We start from the raw sequence: 24,301 nt of genomic DNA, 5'->3' as shown, positions 1-24,301 counted from the left end.
CCATACACCTCTTCCAAATAAATTATTGGAAAATAAAATAATCTATAGAAAATTTTACATTGTTTTACAACCTTTAACAAGACATATTTTTATAAATAGGAAAATTATTATTAATTAAAAAACTTTTTTGAAAAGTTAAATTGTTCTATATAATCCGCAAAAGCTTGATTTTATTGTATTTTATAAAAAATCTTTGACATTTTCTAAATAATTATTATTATAATACTATAACGAAAAGGAGGTAGTTTAATGTCAGCAGTGAATAGACAGAAAATTGTGGACAGTGTGCCTCAAAAGGGATTTTTTGGACATCCTAAAGGATTATTAACGCTGTTTTTTACTGAATTTTGGGAACGCTTTTCATATTATGGTATGAAAGCTATACTTGTTTTTTACATGTATTATGAAGTTTCAAAAGGTGGACTTGGACTTGATGAATCACTAGCGCTATCCATTATGTCTATATATGGTTCATTAGTGTATATGTCCGGTGTCATTGGTGGATGGTTAGCTGATAGAATTTTTGGTACTTCCAGAGCCGTTTTTTATGGTGGAGTATTAATTATGCTCGGGCACATTGCCTTATCCGTTCCTGGAAATATTACCATGTTTTTTGTTTCCATGGTTCTAATTGTACTTGGAACCGGTTTATTAAAACCAAACGCATCCACTATTGTCGGTGACTTATATGCGGAAAAAGATGAACGTCGAGATGCTGGTTTCACGATTTTTTATATGGGTATTAACTTAGGTGCCTTTTTAGCTCCTTTAGTAGCAGGTACAGTTGGAATGAAAATCAATTTCCATCTAGGATTTGCCATTGCAGCAGTAGGTATGTTCTTCGGATTAGTTATTTATGTGTTTACAAGGAAAAAAAATCTTGGATTAGCAGGAACTTATGTGACTAATCCATTATCTGATGAAGAACGTAAAAAAGTTTTTACCTATATTTTAGTCGGTATTGTTGTAGTAGGTATTGCCCTTTTCTATAGTATTACAAAAGGTATTCTTACTTTTGAAAGATTTATTAACTTAATTACGATTTTAGGAATATTGATCCCGACAGCTTATTTTGTCGTAATGTATCGTAGTCCAAAAACAACACCAGTAGAACGTTCAAGAGTTCTCGCTTATATTCCTTTATTTATAGCTTCTGTTATGTTCTGGGCTATACAAGAACAAGGATCTACGATTTTAGCGAACTTTGCAGATAAACGGACTCAATTAGAATTTGCAGGAATCCATATTTCACCTGCTTGGTTCCAATCGTTGAACCCGTTATTTATCATAACATTAGCTCCTATGTTTGCGTGGCTATGGGTGAAATTAGGTAATAAACAGCCTTCAATACCAAAGAAATTTTCATTTTCTTTAATTTTTGCTGGCTTATCTTTTATAGTAATTCTTCTTCCTGCTTATTTTGGAGGAATAGATTCACTAGTAAACCCATTATGGTTAGTTCTTAGTTATTTTATTGTCGTTATTGGTGAATTGTTATTATCGCCAGTTGGCTTATCAGCTACAACAAAATTAGCACCTGCAGCATTCTCTGCACAAACAATGAGTTTATGGTTCTTATCAAGTGCAGCTGCACAAGCTATTAACGCTCAAATTGTTAGATTTTACTCAGAAGAAACAGAAATTGCTTACTTTGGTACGATTGGGGTTATAGCAATCATTCTTGGAATTGTATTGTTATTTATCTCCCCTATCATTCAAAGATATATGAAAGGTGTTAACTAATTCATTTTGCACAAACGTTCTGAATATTTGTTCAGAGCGTTTTTTTGTCAACTAAATTGGAATTGAAAAAAACGAAGATTTTAACATTTTTTCTTACAATGCGTGTCTATGAAAATAAAAAAATGTACAATCATTATTTTATTGAGGATTAATCTTCAGTTACGATTCAACTTATGTTTTCAAATCTAGTCCAATACATGTATCTTTTTGACAATATTTTCATTATCTGAAATTAAGATGACAAATCATGTTGATACTTTTCTTTTTTTGTCACTTGTTATATCATTTTAATGTTGGTTAACATTTCTCAAACGGAGATGATGTGACACAAAATAAGGGAAATATTGATTAAAGGAAGGTAAAATATGAACATATGGGAATTGTTTATTGCAGTTGTATTAGGACTTGTTGAAGGTTTGACGGAATTTGCTCCGGTTTCTTCAACGGGTCATATGATCATTGTTGATGACATGTGGCTTAAATCTAAAGATTTTTTAGGATCAGAAATTGCGAATACGTTCAAAGTTGTTATTCAGTTGGGCTCAATTTTAGCTGTAGTCGTCGTTTTTCGGAACCGATTTATCGATTTATTAGGATTGAAAAAGATTGGACGAGATCAAAAAAATCGTTTAAAACTTACACACGTCATTGTAGGTTTAATTCCTGCTGGGATTTTAGGTGTATTGTTTGAAGATTATATTGATGAGCATCTTTTTTCAACAAAAACAGTTTTAATCGGTCTTGTTGCAGGGGCATTATTGATGATCGTTGCAGATATTTTTTATAAACATAACGAGCCAAAAACAGAAACGGTCGATCAAATGACATATAAACAAGCATTGCTAGTTGGTCTCATCCAATGTCTTTCATTATGGCCGGGTTTTTCCCGTTCAGGATCCACTATTTCCGGTGGTGTATTGCTAGGAATGAGTCATCGAGCAGCGGCGGACTTTACTTTTATTATGGCTGTTCCAATCATGGGAGGAGCAAGTTTTCTTTCATTATTAAGTAAATGGGAATATTTCACCATAGATGTGATTCCCTTTTTTATTGTTGGATTTGTCAGTGCTTTTATCTTTTCACTCTTATCGATTAAGTTTTTCTTAAAACTTTTGAGTCGTATTCGATTAGTCCCATTTGCTATTTACCGTATTGTTTTAGCTGCAATCATTTATTTCCTTTACTTCTAGTAGTGCAAACAAAATAATGAAAGTACATATTTTCAGTTGGAGGATTTGTCATGGCATTTAAAAAAGATGATAAATTTATGGTTCTTTTATCTCAAATCGCAGAAAATTTACAAGATAGTGGAAACTACATGGCTGATTATAAAATAAAAAATGTTAGTGACTTAAAAACATTCTCAGAAACGATGAAAGAATACGAATCCAAAGGTGATACATATATCCATACCATCATTAAAGAATTAAATAGAGCCTTTATCACACCGATTGAGAGAGAAGATATTTTGCAATTAGCAAATAGTATGGACGATGTGTTAGATGGTTTTGAGGAATGTTCCGCTTTGTTTGATATGCATTCAATCGTTAATATTGATGAATATATGGTAAAGTTTGTTGAAGCTCTTCAAAAATGTACTCACGAAATTAAAAAAGCTGTTGAGTTGCTATCAAAGAAAAAACTTCTTCAAATTCGTGAACATGTTATTAAAATTAAAGACTATGAAACGAATTGCGATGGCATTTATCGTCAATCCATTAAACATTTATTCTCAGTAGAGAAAGATCCTATTCGTATCATTCAATATAAAGAAATCTATGAAGCGTTTGAAAATATTGCAGATGATTGCCAAGAAGTTGCCAATACATTAGAGACAATCATTATGAAAAATGCGTAAGGAGTCAAAATATGGATGGAATATTAATTTTAACCGTTCTCATCGTAATAGCAGCATTAGCATTTGATTTCATTAACGGTTTCCATGATACGGCCAACTCCATTGCAACTTCTGTTTCAACGAAAGCTTTAAAACCGAGACATGCGATTATGCTTGCGGCTGTAATGAATTTTTTTGGTGCGATGACGTTTACAGGGGTTGCTAAAACGATCACGAAAGATATCGTTGATCCGTTTCAATTAGAAAATGGTACAGTCGTTATTTTGTCCGCACTTATAGCTGCAATCGCTTGGAACATTATTACGTGGTATTACGGGATTCCTTCGAGTTCCTCGCATGCTTTAATCGGCTCGATTGCCGGTGCAGCGATTGCGGCATCAGGTTTTCAAACATTAAATTTCAGTGGATTCGGGAAAATTATACAAGCTCTTATTCTTTCCCCTATAATTGCGTTTGTCGTTGGTTTTATCGTTTATAACATTTTTAAAGTTGTCTTTCGAAATTTTAACTTAACGAAAACGAATCGAAATTTTCGTTATTTCCAAATTGTTACAGCTGCATTACAGTCCTATACACACGGGACCAATGATGCGCAAAAAGCGATGGGTATTATTACAATGGCATTAATTGCGAACAATTATGTTACAACAACTGAAATACCATTCTGGGTACAATTTTCTTGTGCTCTTGCGATGGGTTTAGGTACTTCTGTCGGTGGTTGGAGAATTATTAAAACAGTTGGAGGAAAAATCATGAAAATTCGCCCGGTAAACGGTGTCGCTGCTGATTTAACCGGTGCTATGATTATATTCGGTGCTACTTACATCCATTTACCAGTAAGTACTACACACGTAATCTCCTCCTCTATTTTAGGTGTCGGCTCTGCACATCGTATTAGAGGGGTTAAATGGGGTACCGCTCAACGAATGGTTATTACTTGGGTAATTACATTACCAATCTCTGCGTTTTTAGCAGGTTTAACTTATCTTCTATTAAATTTATTCTTGTAGTAGGTAGTATATAAAAAATCATCATTTTCCTCAGAGTAATGGAAAATGATGATTTTTTAATATCCAAATGAATCATTCAAAAAATACGTCTCATTTCATAAGAGGATAATTTCGAAATGCTGCTCCTCTTCTAATATGTTACCTTCGAATTCCCCTACTCCTTCAATCACTAGACAATGATTTTTTATTTCTGGTTTTTCAGGTAGTGAAAATTTGATTTTTTCTACTGTTAAAAAATTTTCTTTAAAAAAAGTAACGACAGGTCGTTGAATAAAAAATCGTTTATTGTCATTTGATTCTATTGAAAGGAAATGATTATGCAGTTGTAGATTCCCGCTTGTAATAATATTCATCGGATCGAAACTTTTTATGTTAAAATTTCCTAGAATCGTTACTTGATAAGGATTTTGTTCCAAATACTGTTGAATTTGAGTCATTCGAAATTCGTTAATTTTTTGAATGATAGAATCATAGAGCATTTCATCATTGCAGGAAATGTTTGTACGATAGGTTGTCATAGGTAAGTATTCTTTTAATTGATCATATAAACTTAATTTTGATTGAAAGAATGTATCCTTCCAATTTTTGTATAAACGGTCAATGCAAATGGAGATAAAAAGTCCGGATGAACAACTGGCAATACGTGTACTTTCATTGACTTTATATGGGTCTAGAAAAAATTGGCTGTATTCTTTTATTTCTTTTTCAAATGAAGATTCACACGAATTCAAATATGTTTGAAGTTCGAAGAAAAAAGCAGGTCCTTCTACTGTCTCAATATTTGTTTCATAGGATAAATATTCTCCTATGAATTTTTTTCTTTGCTCGCGAATGGAGATAAATGTTTCGAGATGTTTTTTCATTTCCTCTTGAGAATTGCTTTTTACTGCTTCATATAAGTGACTCCGTTCTTTTACTCTTAATTCCATATTTTCCTTAATTAAAGGATACGTTATGCCTAAAACTTCATTAGGAAATCGTTTTTCATTTTTTAAATATTGGTAGGCATGAAATAACTCGTGTGCAATTATTGAAAATTGCTTATTTAATGAAATGTTTTGGTCAATTTGATGGATCGCTGTTGGATAATTTTCGAATAAAATGACTGTGCTACCTGCAAACTGTTCATTCCATGGTAATATTTTAAATCCTTGTGGTTCGTTTAAGTAGCTTGGATGATTAAATAAATAAACTCTTTCTGAGTCATAGAGTGCATACGCGGCAATTTCGAAATTGGGCCATATCTTTTGTAATTCTTGTTTGACGTTATCAACGGAAAATTTATCAAATGGAATTGTCATTTTGAACCCGCCTTTATTTAAAATTACAATGATAATAGAATTTCATAATTGAATGTTTTTATCATTTTAATATTTTTATAATAGTAATTACAATGATATTTTTGATCAAATGCCCTTTATTGAAAAAAAATAGAAGCCTTAAGACTTCTATTTTTATAATTTCACTCTTTGTAGCCGCAAAGCATTTAAAACGACTGACACAGAGCTGAAAGCCATTGCAGCCCCTGCTACCCAAGGAGCTAACAATCCGATGGCAGCAATTGGTATGCCAATCGTGTTATAAGCAAATGCCCAAAATAAATTTTGTTTAATATTCCGAATCGTTAATTTACTCATTAAGATGGCATCGGCAATGCTATTAAGATTACCACGAATTAATGTGATATCAGCTGCTTCAATCGCAATGTCCGTTCCAGTCCCCATTGCCATACCAATATCAGCAACAGCTAGCGCAGGAGCATCGTTAATTCCATCTCCAACCATGGCCACATTTTTCCCTTTTGCTTGCAATTTTTTCACTTCATTGGCTTTTCCTTCAGGAAGAACTTCAGCAATGACATGTTCAATCCCAGCTTCTTTCGCGATAGCTTTTGCTGTACGTTCATTATCGCCAGTGATCATTATGACTTCAAGCCCCATATGTTTTAATCGACCAATGGCTTCTTTGGAAGTATTTTTGATTGTATCGCTGACAGCTACCATCCCTGCATATTGACCGTCAATAGCTACAAGCATAGCTGTTTTCCCGCTCATTTCTAGGTTTTCCATCATTGATAATGATTGGATTTCTACGTTGTTTTGAGTCATTAATTTTCTAGTTCCGATATAAACGGTTAGACCATCTACAATTGCTTTAATACCGAATCCAGGAATAGCTTCAAATTCTTCTGCCTCTTTTAATTGGATACCCTTTTCTTTTATACCAGACACAATTGCTTCGGCTAAAGGATGTTCAGATTGCTTTTCTGCTGCACCAACAAAACTTAAAAATATTTCTTCTGACATCTCATTTTCAATAATCACATCTGTTAAAACAGGACTTCCATTCGTTACTGTCCCCGTTTTATCCAGCAAAATTGTATCTATTTTATGAGTGATTTCTAAATGTTCTCCACTTCTAAATAATATCCCATATTCTGCTGAACGTCCGGATCCTGCCATGATTGATGTTGGGGTTGCAAGTCCTAATGCACAAGGACAAGCAATGACTAACACAGCAATGAATTTCTCTAGCGCCTCTGCAAAGTCAAAAGGAGTAATCCATCCAAACCATATGATAAAAGTAATCATAGCAATTCCAATCACAATTGGGACAAATACACCAGATATTTGGTCTGCCAATCGTTGGATGGGAGCTTTTGAACTTTGCGCCTCTTCTACCACTTTAATAATTTGAGCTAAAGTGGTATCTTTGGCTACTTTCGTTGCTTTTACTTTTATAAATCCGTTTTTGTTTAACGTTGCACCAATCACCGTGTCTCCAACCGTTTTATCTACAGGTATACTTTCTCCTGTTAACATTGATTCGTCTATGGACGTACGTCCTTCAATAATTTCTCCGTCCACCGGTATTTTTTCTCCAGGTTTTACATATAAGATATCTTCTACTATAACTTCATCAATCGGTACTTCGATTTCTTTACCATTTCGATATACAGTAGCCGTTTTCGCTTGTAGGCCCATAAGTTTTTTAATTGCTTCAGAAGAACGGTTTTTCGCTTTTGTTTCTAGCAATTTTCCTAAAATTATGAGCGTGATTAGTATAGCGCTTGTTTCAAAATATAGTTCGACCATATGTTCGTCTGTATATGTGGAGCGGATGGATAAATATAAACTGTAAAAATAAGCAGCTGAAGTTCCTAAGGCAACTAGAACGTCCATGTTTGCACTGCCGTTGCGCAGCGCTTTATATGCTCCAACATAAAATTGTTTTCCAATGACAAATTGAACCGGTGTGGCTAATGCCAGTTGTAACCAAGGATTCATTAACACTTCTGGTATATATATAAAGGAAGTCAATCGGAAATGGCTAACCATCGACCATAAAAGAGGCAATGATAAAATAAGTGAAATAATAAATTTTCGCTTTTGTTGTTGTATTTCTTTTGCTTTTATTTCAGAAATATCTTCCTTATTATCAGATTTTATAGTTGCTTTATATCCTAGACTTTCTATCTTTTTAATCATCTCCCCTATAGATATAGAAGAGGAATCGTATTCAACGTTTGCCTTTTCTAACGCCAAATTCACATTCGCATTTATAACACCGTTTAATTTTTTTAAGCTTTTTTCAATACGAGTAGCACAAGCCGCGCAAGTCATACCAGAAATATCAAATTCTACTTTTTCTGTTATGACATCGTACCCTAAATCTTTAATCTTTTGTATGAAATATTGCGGATTCGTTGCATCAGGATGATATTGAATGATCGCTTTTTCCAATGCTAAATTTACCGTTGCTTGTTCGACTCCATCCAATTTACTTAATCCTTTTTCGATTCTTCTCGCACAAGCCGCACAAGTCATACCCGTAATGGACAAAGTGATATCTTTTGTTTTTTCCATCGTTATTCCTCCTCTTACCTCTCTAGAGGGGATATCTAAAAAAATTATAGTTTATTATCAATTCAACATTACCATTATGCTCTAACGTAAACAAGAGAAGTAGCTTATTCGTCAATAATATACCATACCCCCCTATACTATGTAAAGTGAGTTGTCGATGAGATTATTTCAAATTTGAAATAAATAATAGAATAATTCTTTTTATCTGTTAATATAAGAATATATGTTCTGTTTTAGGAGGTCTATGATGCTTCATACCTATAAAGAAGTGATAAATTTAATAAGCAGTGATAAACAAATGATGGAAATATTAAAGGTAGTAAAAACGTTAGAATTACCTGATTGGTGGGTTTGTGCTGGATTTGTTCGTTCAAAAATTTGGGACACGTTGCACGGGTTTCATAAAACAGAGATTCCTGATGTTGATGTTATCTATTTTGATGACAAAAACATTAATGAAGAATTTGAAAAGGTCTTAGAGAAAAAATTGAAATCGTTAATGCCTCATATCCCTTGGTCTGTGAAAAATCAAGCAAGAATGCATATCATTAATCAACTTCCTCCCTTTAGTTCTTCAGAAGATGCAATCTCAAAGTTTCCAGAAACGGCTACTGCTTTAGGAGTTAAGCTTGATGAGGAAGATTGTTTAGTCCTGACCGCTCCTTGGGGATTAAACGATGTGATCCATTTGGAAGTAAAACCAACTCCTTATTTTCAACAATCAAAAGAACTTGCAACCATTTACGAGGAAAGGATTCAAAAAAAGAATTGGAAATCTATTTGGTATAAAATTAAAATCTATCATATTGATTAAAGACTCGATGTATGTAAGCCCTTTGCCAATGATTATTTGAAATAAAGAAAATAGCACCAATATTTATTGAGGTGCTATTTTCATAAAGCGATGAAATTATTTTTTTATAAATTGTTGTGTCCAAATGTAGCCTTGATCGACAAATCCTACTCCGATGTGTGTGAAGTTAGGATTTAATATGTTGGCACGATGTCCACTACTGTTCATCCAAGCATTAACAACTTCTTGTGGGCTTCGTTGCCCTTTTGCAATATTTTCGCCAGCAGCAGTATATGAAATTCCAAATTTTTCCATCATGTCAAATGGTGATCCATATGTTGGACTTGTATGTGAGAAGTAGTTATTGATGGCCATATCTTTAGATTTTTCACGTGCAACTTTACTTAATTCGATGTCAACTTTTAAAGGAGCAAGTCCTTGTTTTGCACGTTCTTGGTTAGTTAAATCAACCACTTGTTGTTCAAAAGCATTTAATGAATAGCTTGTTGGTTGTTCTTTTGGTTGCTCTTCATTTTGATTGTTTGGGACTGTTGGTTTTTGAACTGGTTGCTGTACTTCTGGAACTTTTTCTTCTTGTTTAGGTGTCTCAACATTTTGTTCTTGCTTAGGAATGTCATTTTTTTGCTCTTGTTTTGGAGCTTCGACATTTTGTTCTTGCTTCGGTTTTTCTGTATTTTGTTCTTTATTTGATTCTTTTGTTTCGTTTGGTTTTTTTACAGTCTCAGATGTTTCTGTTTTTGGCTGTTGAATTTTAATGGGATATTTCTTTTCAAGACATTTTTGAATGTTTTCCATGTGTAAGGATGCTGATGGATTTGGTTTAATTTTTGTTGCATTTGCATCCGAGCTTCCCATTAAAGAAGACGAAAATAACGCAAACGATGCTGCTACTGTTATTAATAACTTATGATTCATCTTATTGCCTCCTCTAATATCCTAGCTTTCAACCATATCATAACACGGAGTTTTTGTAATATTTTTGGACATTATTGGAAGGCGGTTAATCAATAAAGAACTTACGAAGAAACTCAAAATAAATGTGATAAAATTCCTTTATTTTTAAGGGATATGTAAATATGCCGTAATTTCTATTTTATGTAAAAGATTCATAGAATATCTATTAGATGTTAATATTACTAAAAATTTTCTGTTGACAGACTTTCAGAAACTATCTTTATTTAACAATTATTATAATTATTTTACATTTTAAACGTTAATCATAAAAACATGACGAACAGATGTTACGAATCTATCTATCTTTCATTAAACCAATCTTTGTCCAGTCGAATAACTCACCAGGATCTGTTTTTTGAGGTGAATATTCGTCATGTCCTACGATATGATCTCTATTAAGTAATATTTGTGGATGACGGTGGTGAATTTGATTCAATATGTTTTTCAAAGATTCATATTGCTTTTCCGTAAATCCTATATGTTTCGGATCAATTTGATTGTATGTGGCAGAAGACATCATTGATTTCATTTCATCTTTTGTCCCGATGGCCAATAGTTCAATTCCTATGGAATAATGATTTAATTGTTGATCGGTTTCAGGAAATCCTGGTAGTTTTCCTCTTCCTGCATGATACGCTACGCGATTTTCTTCCACTAATGGATGGATGTTTCCTTCTCGATCAATGACATAATGTGAAGAAACACCATAATCTGTGAATATTTTTATAATATCGTCCATGATATACGGTTGATTTGGGTTGTTAGGTGCATTAGACATGAAATGAATAACAACATGTGTAATCGGTTTTTTCCTTGGTTCTGATAAATGGGATGGCAGTAAATATGGACGATTTGGATCTTTAATCTTTTGTTTCTCTTGCTTATTCTTTTTTTGAGGTTTGTCATTATTCATAACGTTTTTATTAGTTGTTACGGTAAGTTTTGCTTTATTAGATATCTCGTCATTATTTCCTTCATTTTTTGTAGGAGTTGTTTCATTAGAAATCTTTTGTTGAGTTTTAACTATCTTTTTTTCCGATTTTTCCACGTATAAGAATTCTGGAATTTGTTCCTTCTCCATTGAAATTTCCATTGTTTTTGTTTGATGAAGTCTTATTTTTTTCGTTTGTTGTCCTGTTTCAACTTTTTGACACCCTAGCAAAAAAATAGTTAAGAAAAGTAGGTAAATCCATTTTTTGTTCAAACTAGTTGCTCCTTTCTATGAAATAAGTAAAATTTTCATAGGTATATTTTCATAGAAAATAGTAAAAAAAACAATAATTCTTGAAAATTATAGAAACGGAAATTGAAATTTTGATGAGAGGAATAGTAAAGAATTGTTGAGGAAAAAATAGTGATTAGCATTTAGCTAATCACTTTTCGCATTATATATCCTATAGATTGCTATTATTTATTTCGTAAAAACCAATCAATGATCCATTGAATAATAAAAAGGAGGATGACTGCAATGATAGATTGTTGAATAAAATATGTGACGAATTCAATCTGATGTTGCACAAATGCTAAAACTACACCAACGAATATACCAATTCCTAGATAGAATAGAAATTTGAATGTCCAATGTACGTTTAGTTTTCCCTTTTTTATAGACATTACATCATCTATCCATGATGATAACAAACCAATAAAAAGGAAAGGGGTAATATAATGGGTCAAATTAGAAGAAAAAAGATCGATGAAAGATATATACATAAGTTCTGTATCTTTAAATAACAACCAAGTATAGAATAGTGTATAAATAACTAAAGATAATAATACTGAGATTAACTTCTTCATCCATGCTTGTTTATTCATAATACTCTCCTATATGTATGAAATAACAAAATATGTATAAAAACACAATAACATATTGATTGGAATCTGTCATACGTTTACTATTTTTCATGAAAATAATGATTCCATCTGTAAAAGAGAGAGATTCATAAAAAAATGCCGGCTTCATTCTACCGGCAATTTTTTTATTAAGAAACCATCACTTTACAAATGTCATTTGTAAATGCTACTGGGTCTTCCACAGATAATCCTTCGATTAAAAGCGCTTGATTGTATAGTAAGTTGGTAAACAGTTTAAGTTTCATTGGATCTGTTTCATGTGCCTTTTTAAGTGCTTCAAATACTTCATGATGAATATTTATTTCTAATATTTTTTGTGCTTTTATTCCTTGATTATTCGGCATTGAATTCAAGATTTTTTCCATTTCAATTGAGATTTCGCCTTCCGCTGTTAAGCAAACCGCATGGGATTTCAAACGATTAGATGCCCGAACAGCAGTGACTTTTCCATCTAAAATCTTTTTCATCTCTTCGAATAATTCTTTATGTTCTTTTTCCTCTTCTTCTTTTTTCTTCTTGTCTTCTTCACTATCAATGCCTAAGTCGCCACTAGAGACGGATTTAAATTCTTTATCTTTATAAGATACTAACATTTTAATCGCAAATTCATCGATGTCTTCTGTGAAGTATAAGATTTCGTAGCCTTTATCGGCAACTAGTTCTGTTTGTGGAAGTTTTTCAATTCGTTCATACGATTGTCCCGTAGCATAATAAATATATTTTTGATCTTCAGGCATTCTGGATACATATTCTTCTAGTGTCACTAATTTCTTTTCTTTCGAAGAATAGAACAGCAACAAATCTTGAAGAAGTTCTTTATTTGCACCAAAGTCTGCATAAACTCCGTACTTTAATTGACGACCAAAAGACTCATAAAATTTCTCATATTTTTCACGCTCATTTTTTAATAAACTTAACAATTCATTTTTGATTTTTTTATTAATATTTTTCGCGATTAATTTCAACTGGCGATCGTGTTGCAACATTTCTCTTGAAATGTTCAGGGATAAATCATCTGAATCTACCATTCCTTTAACAAAACTGAAATGGTCAGGTAATAAGTCAGGGCATTTACTCATGATTAAAACGCCGTTGGAGTACAATTCAAGCCCTTTTTCATACTCTTTTGTATAGTAGTCAAAAGGCATACGTTCTGGAATAAAAAGAATTGCTTGATAACGAATCGATCCATCAACATTGATGTGAATATGTTTTAATGGCTTATCAAATCCATAATGTTTTTCTTGATAGAATTTCTCGTAATCTTCTTCTTTTAGTTCATTTTTATTTTTTCGCCAAATCGGTACCATGCTGTTAATAACTTTTTCTTCTTTATATTCAATAAACTCTTTATCATTCTCTTCTTTCGGTTGTCGTACGGTTACATCCATTTTAATTGGAAAACGAATAAAATCTGAGTATTTTTTAATAATTTGTTTAAGTCTGTATTCTTCTAAATATTCATCATATCTTTCATCTTCGGTATTTTCTTTAATTTTTAAAATAATTTCAGTCCCAACTTCCTCTTTTTCACAAGGAACAATTGTATAACCGTCGGCACCTTCAGATTCCCATTGATAGGCTTCGTTACTACCTAATGCTTTACTTTTAACAGTAACTTTGTCTGCTACCATAAATGCTGAATAAAACCCTACGCCAAATTGTCCGATAATATCATGTCCATCTTTTATTTCATTTTCCATTTTAAACGCTAACGAACCGCTTTTCGCAATAGTACCAAGGTTAGTTTCCAATTCTTCTTTTGTCATCCCTATTCCAGTGTCAATAATCCGTAGAGTTCGATCCTCTTTATTTGGGATGATTTTTATGTAATAGTCATCTTTATTAAATGTAATGGATTCATCCGTTAAAGCTTTGTAATAAATTTTGTCAATCGCGTCACTAGCATTAGAGATTAATTCGCGTAAAAAGACTTCTTTTTGGGAGTAAATGGAGTTAATCATCATTTCCAATAATCTTTTAGATTCAGCTTTAAATTCTGTTTTTTTCATTTCTTTCTCCCCTTTCCTATAACTAACATTAGCACTCATCGACAATGAGTGCTAATTCCACCATTTTTTTATCATATTCTTTAAACAATGTCAATCATTGTAAGGGAATCGTATAAATTTGTTCCGATCTTTCTTCTGAAAATGATCGTTCGAAAAATTCAATTTTTTCATTAGAGAATAGGATGACCGTCGAACTCCTTGTTCCATATCCTTCACTTTTTATAAAGAGCGGGGATAATTTTCTTTCCCACTCAAGAGATACTCCCGTTTTCGGTAGCATTTCATCCGGAAATGGATCGGATTTTTGTAATAAATTAAATAGCTGTTCAACGATTTGAGGAGTTCGATATTTTATCAATTTCGCTAATTCTTTTTTTCCATCAACCACTTTCGGCCATGGAGTGTTCAAAAGGTGGTTACTTACACCGTGAACTCCTGGTGCAATAACTTCTACCTTTTTTCCACGATTGGAATAGTAAAATAGTTCATGAGTACTTCCTGCGATTAAATTATATCCCGGATATAAGGTCGAATTTTCTTGTAAAGTTTCCATATATTCAGCGATAGGACCGGGATAGGTTAGTGCATGTTTTACAATTTCTCCTCGTGAACGTTTTTCAAAAAGAATTTCCTTTGGATCGCGAAAATTTGTTAATGCTGCGAAACGTCCAGATTTGGTTACTCCCATCCAAGTTCCCATTTTCTCAAGATCTCTACCTGCCAGAATAAACGGATAATCTTCCCAAAAATTCGCTTTCGCTGTTGGTCTTTCATAAAATTCATCTCGATTGGCAGCAACAATTAATGGGTATTGAGGATGGACTTGATAGGCAAATAAAATTAAACACATCTCATTCACTGTCCTTATGGTTTCATTTTCATCATTTTAACATGTTGTAATGGTTGGAGGAAATTTCCTGATTTTCAATCTGTTCTATGAAATCTGTTTTCAAAGTTAGTTATACATTGTTTATAGAAATAAATTCCAAACAGTGAAATGGATAGTACAAGACAAGATGTTTAATTACTAGTAGAAAAACAAAATTCATTAAATAAAAAAGGCAATCCTAGTACGTTACGTTTGCCCTTAATGAGTTTTAAAAAATCCTCTTAAATAGGGAATCAGAAATTTACATCAAGAAACAACATTCTTTACGAAAAGAGCGTTACCAAATAATTTTTCTACTCGTTCACATTGTTTCCCAGTAACAGGAGCAAAAGCAACTCCTTTTTCATCCATTCCTAAATATCTCCCGGTTGAAGTCCCCTCTATTATTTAAGAATGTCCCATCCATATCTGTTAATATTAATTGAATCATATGAATATCTCCTAACTATAATCATAATTTTCATTTAACCTTTGCTTGTGAGAAAAACTTGTGGATTTTAAGTAAACATTTAATATTTTAATAAGTTAAAGAATTATAGATTACCATTTTATTCTTTTATTACACAATATAGTTGTTGCTATATTTTTAACAAAAAAGAATGACCGGAACTGCCCGATCATTCTTTGATTTGTTTCTGTATCCAATGAAGTACATCTGTATAAACTTCTTCACGGTTTCGTTCATTTAACATTTCATGGCGGCCATTTGGATAAAAGATATAATCAATATTAGTTAATCCATTTTCCTTATATTGACGAATCATTTTTTGAATCCCTTTCGTTTTTGCCCCGACCGGATCTTGATCACCGCTAAATATAAACATGGGAAGATCTTTTCGAATGTGTTGAATTTCCGAATCACGATGAATCACTTCTAGACCATCTAATAAATCATAAAAAAATCCTGAAGTGCAAACGAAACCACAATAAGGGTCTTCCATATATTTTTTTACTTCCTTCTCATCACGTGTCAACCATTCAAAGCCAGTTTTTGATTCAAATCCTTTATTATAAGTGCCAAAAATGAGTTTATTTAACGTAAGGCTAGGTGTTTTCCTTCCCAATTTCTTCATTTGACGCTTCGCAATATATTTTCCAATTTTCCCAGCAAATCCAGGATTTCCACCTGTTCCAGATAATATTACTCCATCAATATTTGAATATTTTTGTATATATCGGCGAACTAAAAAGGAACCCATACTATGACCCATTAGAAACAATGGAAGATTAGGATATTCTGTTTGAATCATTTGCGTGATTTCATATAAATCATCTACTACACGTTCAAAGCCATTTTCATCTGCAAAATATCCGAATATGCCAGACTTTTCACCGGTTTTTCCATGTCCACGATGGTCGTTTCCGAATACAAATATATTGTTGTTCACTAAAAATTGAGCAAAAGCATCATAGCGTTCAATATGTTCTGCCATACCGTGCGCAAGTTGAACGATGGCTTTAGGATGCTTCGATTCATCCGTCCATTTCTTTACAAATATATCCGTCCCGTCATTCATCGTTTTCCAACATGTAACGCTCTTCATCCACGTCACCTACATGATTTTTAATCCAATCATATGTCATCCTTTATTGTTCGTCAACAGGTACGACGGCATCAAGCAATTCTTTTTCTAATTCTTTTTTATACTCTTCTTTTTGTTCTTCTGTCCAAGAGAATATTTGTGCCATTTTTTCAATAACAGCATCTTTCCATTCTTTTACCCATTGAATTTGGAAGAATAATGCACCTGTTCGACGAATGAAAAAGTCAACCGGTTTTACGATCATTTCTTGTTCAATGGCGTATAGCAATTGTGCATAGACAAATGGTGGGAGTGTTTCATCACTATCTGCACATTGTTTTGCATATCGGAAAAGTTCATCGACATTGGAGCCATATTTTTTTGCTAAATAATAGCCTTCTTCTGTCGTTAAACCGAAAGAAATTGCTTCTTTTGCCTTTTTCTCTACAAATGTCGGAAATTGACTAGAACCGCCAAAATCCCCACCGGAGATCGGTAAATGAGCTGTTTGGCAAGGTTTATAAGTTTTTCCTTGTAATTGCAAACGTTTAGATACGATATTGACTACATTTTCCGCCATTTTACGGTATCCGGTTAATTTTCCACCAGCAATGGTGATTAGACCACTTTCAACTTCCCATATCTCATCTTTTCTCGAAATTTCAGAAGGATCTTTTCCTTCTTCATAGATTAATGGTCTGACACCAGCCCAACTAGATTCAACATCTTTTGCCGTTACTTTAACATCAGGGAACATATAATGAATCGCTCGAAGGACATAGTCACGATCCTCACTTGTCATTTTAGGATGTGCAATGTCTTCGTCAAAAAAGGTATCAGTTGTCCCTACATACGTTTTTCCGTCGCGAGGAATGGCAAAAACCATCCGACCATCTGGGGTATCAAAGTAGACGGCTTGATGTAATGGGAATACTGATTGATCAAATACTAAATGGATTCCTTTTGTTAAACGCAATTGTTTATTATTTTTTGCATAGTCTTTTTTACGAACTTGGTCGACCCAAGGACCTGATGCATTGACAATAACATCAGCATAAATGTTATATGTTTTATCAGTGATTAAATCTTTAACAACTACTCCTATAATTTTTTTTGCGTCATTATAAATAAATTGTTCTGCTTTTGTATAGTTTACAGCGTGTGCACCATGAGTAATTGCTGCTTTCATAACTTCGATGGTTAATCGCGCATCATCGGTTTTATACTCGACATAATATCCACCGCCTTTTAACCCCTCTTTTTTTATTAATGGTTCTTTACGAAGAGTTTCCTCAGCGGATAACATTTTGCGTCGTTCAGATTTTTTTACTTGAGCTAAATAGTCATACACTTTTAGTCCGATGGAAGTCGTGAGTGGCCCAAAAGTCCCTCCTTTATGAAATGGAAGTAACATCCATTCAGGTGTAGTGACATGTGGCCCGTTTTCATATACAATGGCACGCTCTCTTCCAACTTCCTTAACAATTCCAATTTCGAACTGTTTTAAATATCTTAATCCACCGTGAACTAACTTTGTAGAACGACTGGATGTACCAGCAGCAAAATCTTGCATTTCTACAAGTGCGACTTTCATTCCGCGAGAGGCGGCATCTAAAGCGATACCTGCTCCTGTAATTCCACCACCTATGACAAAAACATCATATTTTTCCTTTGACATGGTTTCTAAAATACGTTCACGATCTTTTCCAGAAAATTGAATGTTCATCATGTTTCTCCTCCGATTTTCCCTTTGAATTATCCTCTTACTAAATATTTACTAGTGGATAACGAAAAAAGACCATGACAAACACTTTAGTACGATCTGTACTAAAATGTTGCATGGTCTCTCTTCGTCTCTAACCACTTAATTTAATTTACTTTAATATTAGCATATGTTTGAAAAAACTTCTAGTCAAATTCGACAAAATATTATTGCTACATTGATTGGATAATGGCTTGTTGAATGTTTGGATGTATCATCACGACTTCTGTATTTAAATCCAATGGTTCTTCATTGGGATCGATACATTCCTTCCAATATTGAAGATGAATGTGATCAACCCAATGATTGGACTCTTCAACGGATTGTCCACCATTCCCTTGAATAGAATACCAGTATAAATATTCAACGCCGTTTCTTTTTTCTCGAAAGATCGTTTCTACATACATTTTTTCATCCTTTAATGTAAGTAACACTTTATTCATATGCTTATTTAAAAATTCCATCCATTCATCAACTTTTGCTGACTTTCCTTCTTTTACTTTAAATCTTGTTAATTCAACATTTATATTCATTGTTTCACCCAATATTCTGTGCAATCTTTATTTCGATCCATAAATCCATATTCAATTAAATATCGGCGTATGGTCACGTAATCAGCATAGATTTGTTTTAAAATTTCATTGACTTCTTTCTCTGTATATTTTTTTGATCGATCAAAGCGATTCATAATTTGTTGCAATACAATAATTTTTCTCTTTTCTTTACTTGGAAAACTTTCTAGTGGACCATCTATTCCTTGTTTAAAATATGTATTCAATACTTTTTCTCTTTCTTCAACTGTTATGGCATATCTATCATCCACCATCTTCGCCCCCTTATGAATTGGTACAAATTCTTCATGAATGTCTTTTCTATTGTTGTTTAATAATTGCATCAAAGCTAAAAAGATCTTCGCCTGTTTTTCTTTTTCTTTAAATTTAAAGCGATGTTGTCGAATCGTTGATGTACTTCCCGCATTGATTTTTTTTACAATTTCTTTATCCTTTAATCCTTCATAAAAATATTGAAGGATTTCTTTCTGATGATCGGATAATCCAGTGTATTTTTTATCCATATGTAATAAATAGTTAAACATAGATGTATGTGCTTCTTGAATGTGTGCTTTAATGGCTTTACGTGCTTCAAATAATTCTTTATTCATAGGGTAAATCACACCATCTTCATACGTTGCACGACAAATTAAACAAATATATTGATTATTGTCATAAATATAACCATTACAAAGGTCATCGATGGTTGCTTTCCAAAATAAGTGCTCATTTTCCATTAAAAATTAACCTCCATAACAAATGATTTTATAAACATTTTAATATAATGTTTATAAAATTATCCTAACGTAAGAAAAAAAGCCTCGGAAATTTAATTCCGAGACTTTATTCGATATTAGAATCATTTTCTTTTTTTGTGTAATTATATTTAGAACGATCAACAGGTGTAAAAGAGTTTGGTGTATAGAATCTTAATAAATCCCCATTCACAACTTTATCCGAATACAGAAGTTTTTGTTCGACAATTTCCTCATATTGTTCAGCTAATTCTAGTTGATCATCATTAATTTCTTCACCAGTTTCAGTATTGTAAAACTTTCCTCCGACAAAACTAATTGTTGGGCTTACAAAATCTCCATTACGGAAAGCCACCACTTCTTCATGGTCTTTTGATAAAAGGTCTGTACCAAATTGTACATAATCTTTCGTATCAATTCCCATTAAGTGAAGCAATGTTGGTAATAAATCGATTTGACCACCGTACGTATGATTGATTCCGCCTTTCATGCCAGGTACGCGAATCATTAATGGAACTTCTTGTAATTTAGCACTTTCTAATGGAGTAATTTCTTTCCCTAATACTTGTTCCATCGCACGATTATGATTTTCGGAAATTCCATAGTGGTCACCGTACATAATGATTACGGAACGGTCATACAATCCACTTTCCTTCAAGTATTGGAAGAATTCCTCTAAAGCTTCATCCGCATATCTAGCTGTTTGGAAGTAACGGTCAACAGAACCATCTCCTGTTGTATGTGGATCTATTGTTGCTTCCTCTTCCTCAATTAAATAAGGATAGTGGTGAGATACAGAAATAAATTTTGTATAAAATGGTTCAGGTAAAGACTCTAAATATTGAATAGATTGTTCAAAGAAAGGTTTATCTTTCAATCCATATTCAGCCATATCTTCTGGCTGTGCTTCATAATAGCTTAAATCAAAAAAGTGGTCATAACCGAACGATTTGTAAATCTCATTACGGTTCCAGAATGAACCAGCATTCCCATGGAAAACTGCTGATGTATGACCTTGTGTTTGTTTTAAAATAGCTGGTGCTGCTTGGTACGTATTTAATCCTTTAGTTATAAAAGCAGAACCTTGTGGTAAACCAAATAATGAATTTTCCAACATAAACTCAGCATCAGAAGTTTTTCCTTGAGCAGTTTGATGATAAAAGTTATCAAAATACATCGTATTTGGGTCACGAACAAAGGAATTAATAAACGGTGTAACTTCTTCGCCGTTTAATTCAAAGTCAATTAGGAAGTTTTGGAATGATTCTAAATGAATATAAATAATGTTCATTCCTTTAGCAATACCGAAATATTTTGGATTTGGTTCTGCATAATTTGAGCGAGTATAGTTTAGCACTTCTGTAACGTCATCAGTATCAGCTAATGCACGTTGAGCAGAAGCTTTAGTACTTTGCACAGCATCATAAATCGTGTAATTATACATTCCTAAATATTTCACAATATAGTTACGGTCAAATCCTCTTGTTAATAATTGCGGACGATCGGATTCAGCAAGTGCCAAGTTAAAACTAGAAATGCTCAATGCTAGTAATACTAATGCAAAAACATTACGTCTAGCAAACGGTCTATCATCTATTTGAATCCATTTAAATGCTCGAATAACAACTAGGATAATAAAATCAACGAACATGAAAATGTCTGTAGGATTAATCAGTGTTAAAATACTTCCACCTAGATTCCCAAAGTTTTGCGTTTGCATTAATGTTGGGAACGTAATGAAATCACTAAAGAATCGATAGTAAACAACATTTGCATATAATAAAAACGACATTAGAAAATAAATCGTTAACAATGCTGAATATCTTTTTTTACCTTTGAAAAAGAATGAAATACTTAAGAATAAAATCGCCGAACCAAGCGGATTTAAGAATAATAGAAATTGTTGAAATGTACTATCTACACCAAGGCTAAATTGTGTTAATTGAGTAAAATATGTTTTCAACCAGAGCAAAATCACTGCTAAAAAGAAAAAAGCAATATAACGGTCTTTTATGCGATTCATATTAATAAAGTTTTTCAAACTTTTCACCTACTTTCATATCGTACATTTTCTCATAGTTTTTCATTTTTTTAAATATGTCAAAAGTATCGAATATCCTTTTTTATCCAATAATACTAAAAAACTATAAATATGTTATTCATTACAACAAACACAAGTAACCCTAACAGAATAATAATCATACTCTTTTTTTCATAAAAGTCAATAGCAGGCTACCAATATTCCTTTTTTTGTCATATTTATTATGGGTTGTTTTCTTTAATCATCATATATATAAAGATTTGGAAAAATGAGTACAAGTTTTGAATAAAGAACAGAAAAATTTAGTATGACAAACAATAGTTTACATAGAAAATAATTGATTTCTTATCATATTATCTATAATCAATGTCCAACTATCAAACATTGAAACGAAATGATCGCGAGTCTCCCCTTCTCTATGAATTTGGAAATAGAATTGAATGATTAAAGTTTACATAATAATATTATGGTTATTTTATTATTGGAGAAGAAGAATTAGTGGGTGCGATATAACTTTTTAACCAACATTATAATACTAATTAAACACTGTTGGTGCGTGCGAATTCCATGTGATGGATTGAAATTTCCAAGCTTAGAATGGGAATTTTCCAACTTTATAAGTTGTAATACGTATAAGGGCAACCTCAATGATATATTTCAATGAAATTATCCATACCGAAAAACTTCTTATTATATATCATTCTCATTTAATTGAATCATTTTGGAAATAGCTTGACCATGTAATTCATTCATTTTTGTCTAATTAATTTACTAGAAATCTGAGTCAGACAAATCTCCTATCTTTGTCCTCCCTTAATAGAAATGTTTAGGATTTTTTCACCAACTGCCAAAACTGACATAGGCTATAGTACACCTTTTTTGTTTGATCCTCTTTTGAAGGGAGTTTTCTGCATGGAATTAACAGCAGCACATTGGATGTATCTCATTGGTACATGTTTAATTATTTTAACGATGTTGTTTAGACAAAATGTCGTTGTTCCAGCGATTATCGTTACTTTTTTAGTTGGTTGGATATATGGAGAATCCTTCATCTTCGGTTTGCAGACAATTTTTAATGCAAGTTTAACAGCTGCTGGCGAGTTATTTAATATATTTTTAATTATTGCGATAATGACCGCTTTGCTTCATTCATTAAAATCGCTTGGTGCCGATGAACAAATGATTACTCCATTTCAACGAGTGATGAAAAATGGTCATATTTCCTTTTGGGTCATTGTAATCGTCACCTATTTGATTTCTTTATTTTTCTGGCCAACTCCCGCTGTTCCACTTGTCGGTGCGCTACTCATTCCAGTTGCCATTCGAGCCGGGCTGCCACCAATAGGTGCTGCTATTGCCATATCTTTGGCAGGTCAAGGGATGGCTTTATCATCCGACTACGTGATTCAAATTGCACCGACGATTACAGCAACTTCAGCTTCAGCTAATATTGGAGTCGTTGCAGATCGCGCGTTAGTTTTATCAATTGTCACAGGAATTATAGCCCTAGTAATTGCATATTTCACGTTAATTAAACATATTCGTAAGCCATCAATGAGCTATCTAAAAGAGTGGGAAAATAAACATCTGGAATCTGGGATTATGAATGAAAAGGATGAAACGAGAAAAAATCGTCCGTTTAGCTTATTGTTTGCGATTATTGTACCACTCACATTTTTAATGATTATCATTTATATGATTCTTTCAAAATTTAATGAAAGTATTCCTTCGCTTGAAGGCGGAACAGGGGCAGCGCTTATTGGCGGGGCATCGATTCTATTACTCATATTTGCTTCGCTCTTTAATCATTCGAAACAATTCCTTACAGATGTTAGTGACCATTTAGTCAAAGGATTTTTATTCGCTTTTAAAGCGATGGGACCGGTTATTCCGATTGCAGGATTTTTCTTTATTGGAAGCGGAGAATTATCAGCGAAAATATTAATGGTGAATCCGGATGAAACTCCTTCGTTTTTATTCGATTTAATTATTGCAGGACAACATTACATTCCAGAAAGCGCAATAATCGCTGGATTTGGAATTCTCCTGATTGGAATGATTACAGGTCTTGATGGGTCAGGATTTTCAGGTTTACCATTAGTTGGTTCTTTATCAGGAGCATTAGGGCAAACGGTCGGAATCGATGTAGAAACATTGGCTGCAATCGGACAAATGGGTGCTATTTGGGTTGGTGGCGGAACATTGATTGCTTGGTCTTCCCTTGTAGCAGTTGCCGGTTTTTCCAAAGTACCAGTTATGGAACTAGTTAGAAAAAGCTTCGTTCCTGTCATCATTGGTCTAATCATATCAACGATCGTCGGTTTCATTCTTTTCCCATAATAAAAAACTTGTTTTTAAGTAAAGAAGGAGAAATTGAGGGTTACAATTTCTCCTAAATTTTTTTATTTACATATCCGTGCCCTGTATTTTGTGTACGGATGTGTGATTTGCACGACGTGAAAACTTGCAACTTAGGTAATTTTATTTGCAAGTCGATGAGTCGAAGATGAAAATGTATAAGGAGTCGGTCTGACCCCCTAATTTTCGGACAAAAATTCGTCTATTCTCTGTTTTTCTTAATTTTTTATTTTCTTACCTTCTTCACCTTGGACTCATTCTAAAGGATGTCATTCATGAGTCAAGCCTACTTCGCTTGACTCTTTCATTCC

Annotated in this window: 18 protein-coding genes and 1 pseudogene; 6 read left to right on the top strand and 13 right to left on the bottom strand. The window is 33.1% G+C overall.

The genetic code is table 11. From position 1 onward, the window contains the following. Positions 1-249: 249 nt before the first annotated feature. From AC3ASS_RS03105 to AC3ASS_RS03090, 4 genes are all read left to right on the top strand, one after another. Positions 250-1,743 carry a peptide MFS transporter gene (locus AC3ASS_RS03105; RefSeq protein ID WP_488282047.1) on the top strand — a complete coding sequence of 498 codons (1,494 nt, stop codon included), beginning with the start codon at positions 250-252 and terminating at the stop codon, positions 1,741-1,743. 365 nt (positions 1,744-2,108) lie between these two features. After that, the gene (locus AC3ASS_RS03100; RefSeq protein ID WP_488282046.1) at positions 2,109-2,933 is read left to right on the top strand and encodes an undecaprenyl-diphosphate phosphatase; all 825 of its coding nucleotides are present in this window, start codon (positions 2,109-2,111) and stop codon (positions 2,931-2,933) included. A 50-nt stretch (positions 2,934-2,983) separates the two neighbouring features. After that, positions 2,984-3,601, top strand: coding sequence for a DUF47 domain-containing protein (locus tag AC3ASS_RS03095; RefSeq protein ID WP_488282045.1), 618 nt, complete (start codon positions 2,984-2,986; stop codon positions 3,599-3,601). An 11-nt stretch (positions 3,602-3,612) separates the two neighbouring features. After that, positions 3,613-4,611, top strand: coding sequence for an inorganic phosphate transporter (locus AC3ASS_RS03090; RefSeq protein ID WP_488282044.1), 999 nt, complete (start codon positions 3,613-3,615; stop codon positions 4,609-4,611). 95 nt (positions 4,612-4,706) lie between these two features. Here the strand turns inward: AC3ASS_RS03090 and AC3ASS_RS03085 are convergent, their stop codons facing one another. Next, complete coding sequence (locus tag AC3ASS_RS03085) at positions 4,707-5,912, bottom strand: hypothetical protein (RefSeq protein ID WP_488282043.1); 1,206 nt, start codon at positions 5,910-5,912, stop codon at positions 4,707-4,709. A gap of 153 nt (positions 5,913-6,065) precedes the next feature. Next, positions 6,066-8,477 (bottom strand): heavy metal translocating P-type ATPase, encoded by a 2,412-nt coding sequence (locus AC3ASS_RS03080; RefSeq protein ID WP_488282042.1) that lies wholly within the window; start codon positions 8,475-8,477, stop codon positions 6,066-6,068. A 244-nt stretch (positions 8,478-8,721) separates the two neighbouring features. On the opposite strand from AC3ASS_RS03080, the gene AC3ASS_RS03075 reads away from it, so the two are divergent. Beyond that, complete coding sequence (locus AC3ASS_RS03075; protein ID WP_488282041.1) at positions 8,722-9,291, top strand: nucleotidyltransferase family protein; 570 nt, start codon at positions 8,722-8,724, stop codon at positions 9,289-9,291. A gap of 96 nt (positions 9,292-9,387) precedes the next feature. Here AC3ASS_RS03075 and AC3ASS_RS03070 read toward each other — a convergent pair whose 3' ends face one another. The 11 genes and pseudogenes from AC3ASS_RS03070 to ltaS form a co-directional block, all read right to left on the bottom strand. After that, complete coding sequence (locus tag AC3ASS_RS03070) at positions 9,388-10,206, bottom strand: CAP domain-containing protein (RefSeq protein ID WP_488282040.1); 819 nt, start codon at positions 10,204-10,206, stop codon at positions 9,388-9,390. A gap of 334 nt (positions 10,207-10,540) precedes the next feature. After that, positions 10,541-11,449 carry an N-acetylmuramoyl-L-alanine amidase gene (locus tag AC3ASS_RS03065; protein WP_488282039.1) on the bottom strand — a complete coding sequence of 303 codons (909 nt, stop codon included), beginning with the start codon at positions 11,447-11,449 and terminating at the stop codon, positions 10,541-10,543. A 203-nt stretch (positions 11,450-11,652) separates the two neighbouring features. After that, the gene (locus tag AC3ASS_RS03060) at positions 11,653-12,060 is read right to left on the bottom strand and encodes a hypothetical protein (protein WP_488282038.1); all 408 of its coding nucleotides are present in this window, start codon (positions 12,058-12,060) and stop codon (positions 11,653-11,655) included. A gap of 167 nt (positions 12,061-12,227) precedes the next feature. Next, the gene (gene htpG, locus AC3ASS_RS03055; RefSeq protein ID WP_488282037.1) at positions 12,228-14,111 is read right to left on the bottom strand and encodes a molecular chaperone HtpG; all 1,884 of its coding nucleotides are present in this window, start codon (positions 14,109-14,111) and stop codon (positions 12,228-12,230) included. A gap of 94 nt (positions 14,112-14,205) precedes the next feature. After that, positions 14,206-14,961 (bottom strand): NRDE family protein, encoded by a 756-nt coding sequence (locus tag AC3ASS_RS03050; protein ID WP_488282036.1) that lies wholly within the window; start codon positions 14,959-14,961, stop codon positions 14,206-14,208. Between the two features lie 318 nt (positions 14,962-15,279). Then, positions 15,280-15,430 (bottom strand): annotated as a pseudogene (locus tag AC3ASS_RS03045) (HAD family hydrolase); the annotation flags it as partial. Positions 15,431-15,617: 187 nt separating this feature from the next. Continuing rightward, entirely contained in the window at positions 15,618-16,544 is a 927-nt protein-coding gene (locus tag AC3ASS_RS03040) for an alpha/beta hydrolase (protein ID WP_488282035.1), read from the bottom strand. 43 nt (positions 16,545-16,587) lie between these two features. Continuing rightward, complete coding sequence (locus AC3ASS_RS03035; protein WP_488282034.1) at positions 16,588-18,252, bottom strand: glycerol-3-phosphate dehydrogenase/oxidase; 1,665 nt, start codon at positions 18,250-18,252, stop codon at positions 16,588-16,590. 206 nt (positions 18,253-18,458) lie between these two features. After that, entirely contained in the window at positions 18,459-18,812 is a 354-nt protein-coding gene (locus AC3ASS_RS03030) for a DUF6176 family protein (RefSeq protein WP_488282083.1), read from the bottom strand. A gap of 2 nt (positions 18,813-18,814) precedes the next feature. Continuing rightward, positions 18,815-19,573, bottom strand: coding sequence for a DUF2087 domain-containing protein (locus tag AC3ASS_RS03025; protein WP_488282033.1), 759 nt, complete (start codon positions 19,571-19,573; stop codon positions 18,815-18,817). 106 nt (positions 19,574-19,679) lie between these two features. Continuing rightward, positions 19,680-21,614, bottom strand: a complete 1,935-nt coding sequence (gene ltaS, locus AC3ASS_RS03020; protein ID WP_488282082.1) for a lipoteichoic acid synthase — start codon at positions 21,612-21,614, stop codon at positions 19,680-19,682. A gap of 930 nt (positions 21,615-22,544) precedes the next feature. On the opposite strand from ltaS, the gene AC3ASS_RS03015 reads away from it, so the two are divergent. After that, on the top strand, positions 22,545-23,972 hold the full coding sequence (locus AC3ASS_RS03015) for a hypothetical protein (protein ID WP_488282032.1): 1,428 nt from the start codon (positions 22,545-22,547) through the stop codon (positions 23,970-23,972). The last annotated feature ends 329 nt before the right edge of the window (positions 23,973-24,301 follow it).

This window comes from Bacillus sp. JST-5 (assembly GCF_057747715.1).
Note: the sequence above shows the minus strand (reverse complement) of the source record. Positions and strands in the feature narration are given on the sequence as shown.

Bases quoted from the DNA above. Each gene is read 5' to 3' on its own strand.
- AC3ASS_RS03025 (WP_488282033.1), bottom strand. From the start codon at position 19,573: ATGGAAAATGAGCACTTATTTTGGAAAGCAACCATCGATGACCTTTGT.
- AC3ASS_RS03050 (WP_488282036.1), bottom strand. From the start codon at position 14,961: ATGTGTTTAATTTTATTTGCCTATCAAGTCCATCCTCAATACCCATTA.
- AC3ASS_RS03090 (WP_488282044.1), top strand. From the start codon at position 3,613: ATGGATGGAATATTAATTTTAACCGTTCTCATCGTAATAGCAGCATTA.
- htpG (WP_488282037.1), bottom strand. From the start codon at position 14,111: ATGAAAAAAACAGAATTTAAAGCTGAATCTAAAAGATTATTGGAAATG.
- AC3ASS_RS03085 (WP_488282043.1), bottom strand. From the start codon at position 5,912: ATGACAATTCCATTTGATAAATTTTCCGTTGATAACGTCAAACAAGAA.
- ltaS (WP_488282082.1), bottom strand. From the start codon at position 21,614: ATGAATCGCATAAAAGACCGTTATATTGCTTTTTTCTTTTTAGCAGTG.
- AC3ASS_RS03060 (WP_488282038.1), bottom strand. From the start codon at position 12,060: ATGAATAAACAAGCATGGATGAAGAAGTTAATCTCAGTATTATTATCT.
- AC3ASS_RS03070 (WP_488282040.1), bottom strand. From the start codon at position 10,206: ATGAATCATAAGTTATTAATAACAGTAGCAGCATCGTTTGCGTTATTT.
- AC3ASS_RS03040 (WP_488282035.1), bottom strand. From the start codon at position 16,544: ATGAAGAGCGTTACATGTTGGAAAACGATGAATGACGGGACGGATATA.
- AC3ASS_RS03075 (WP_488282041.1), top strand. From the start codon at position 8,722: ATGATGCTTCATACCTATAAAGAAGTGATAAATTTAATAAGCAGTGAT.
- AC3ASS_RS03035 (WP_488282034.1), bottom strand. From the start codon at position 18,252: ATGATGAACATTCAATTTTCTGGAAAAGATCGTGAACGTATTTTAGAA.
- AC3ASS_RS03100 (WP_488282046.1), top strand. From the start codon at position 2,109: ATGAACATATGGGAATTGTTTATTGCAGTTGTATTAGGACTTGTTGAA.
- AC3ASS_RS03095 (WP_488282045.1), top strand. From the start codon at position 2,984: ATGGCATTTAAAAAAGATGATAAATTTATGGTTCTTTTATCTCAAATC.
- AC3ASS_RS03105 (WP_488282047.1), top strand. From the start codon at position 250: ATGTCAGCAGTGAATAGACAGAAAATTGTGGACAGTGTGCCTCAAAAG.
- AC3ASS_RS03080 (WP_488282042.1), bottom strand. From the start codon at position 8,477: ATGGAAAAAACAAAAGATATCACTTTGTCCATTACGGGTATGACTTGT.
- AC3ASS_RS03015 (WP_488282032.1), top strand. From the start codon at position 22,545: ATGGAATTAACAGCAGCACATTGGATGTATCTCATTGGTACATGTTTA.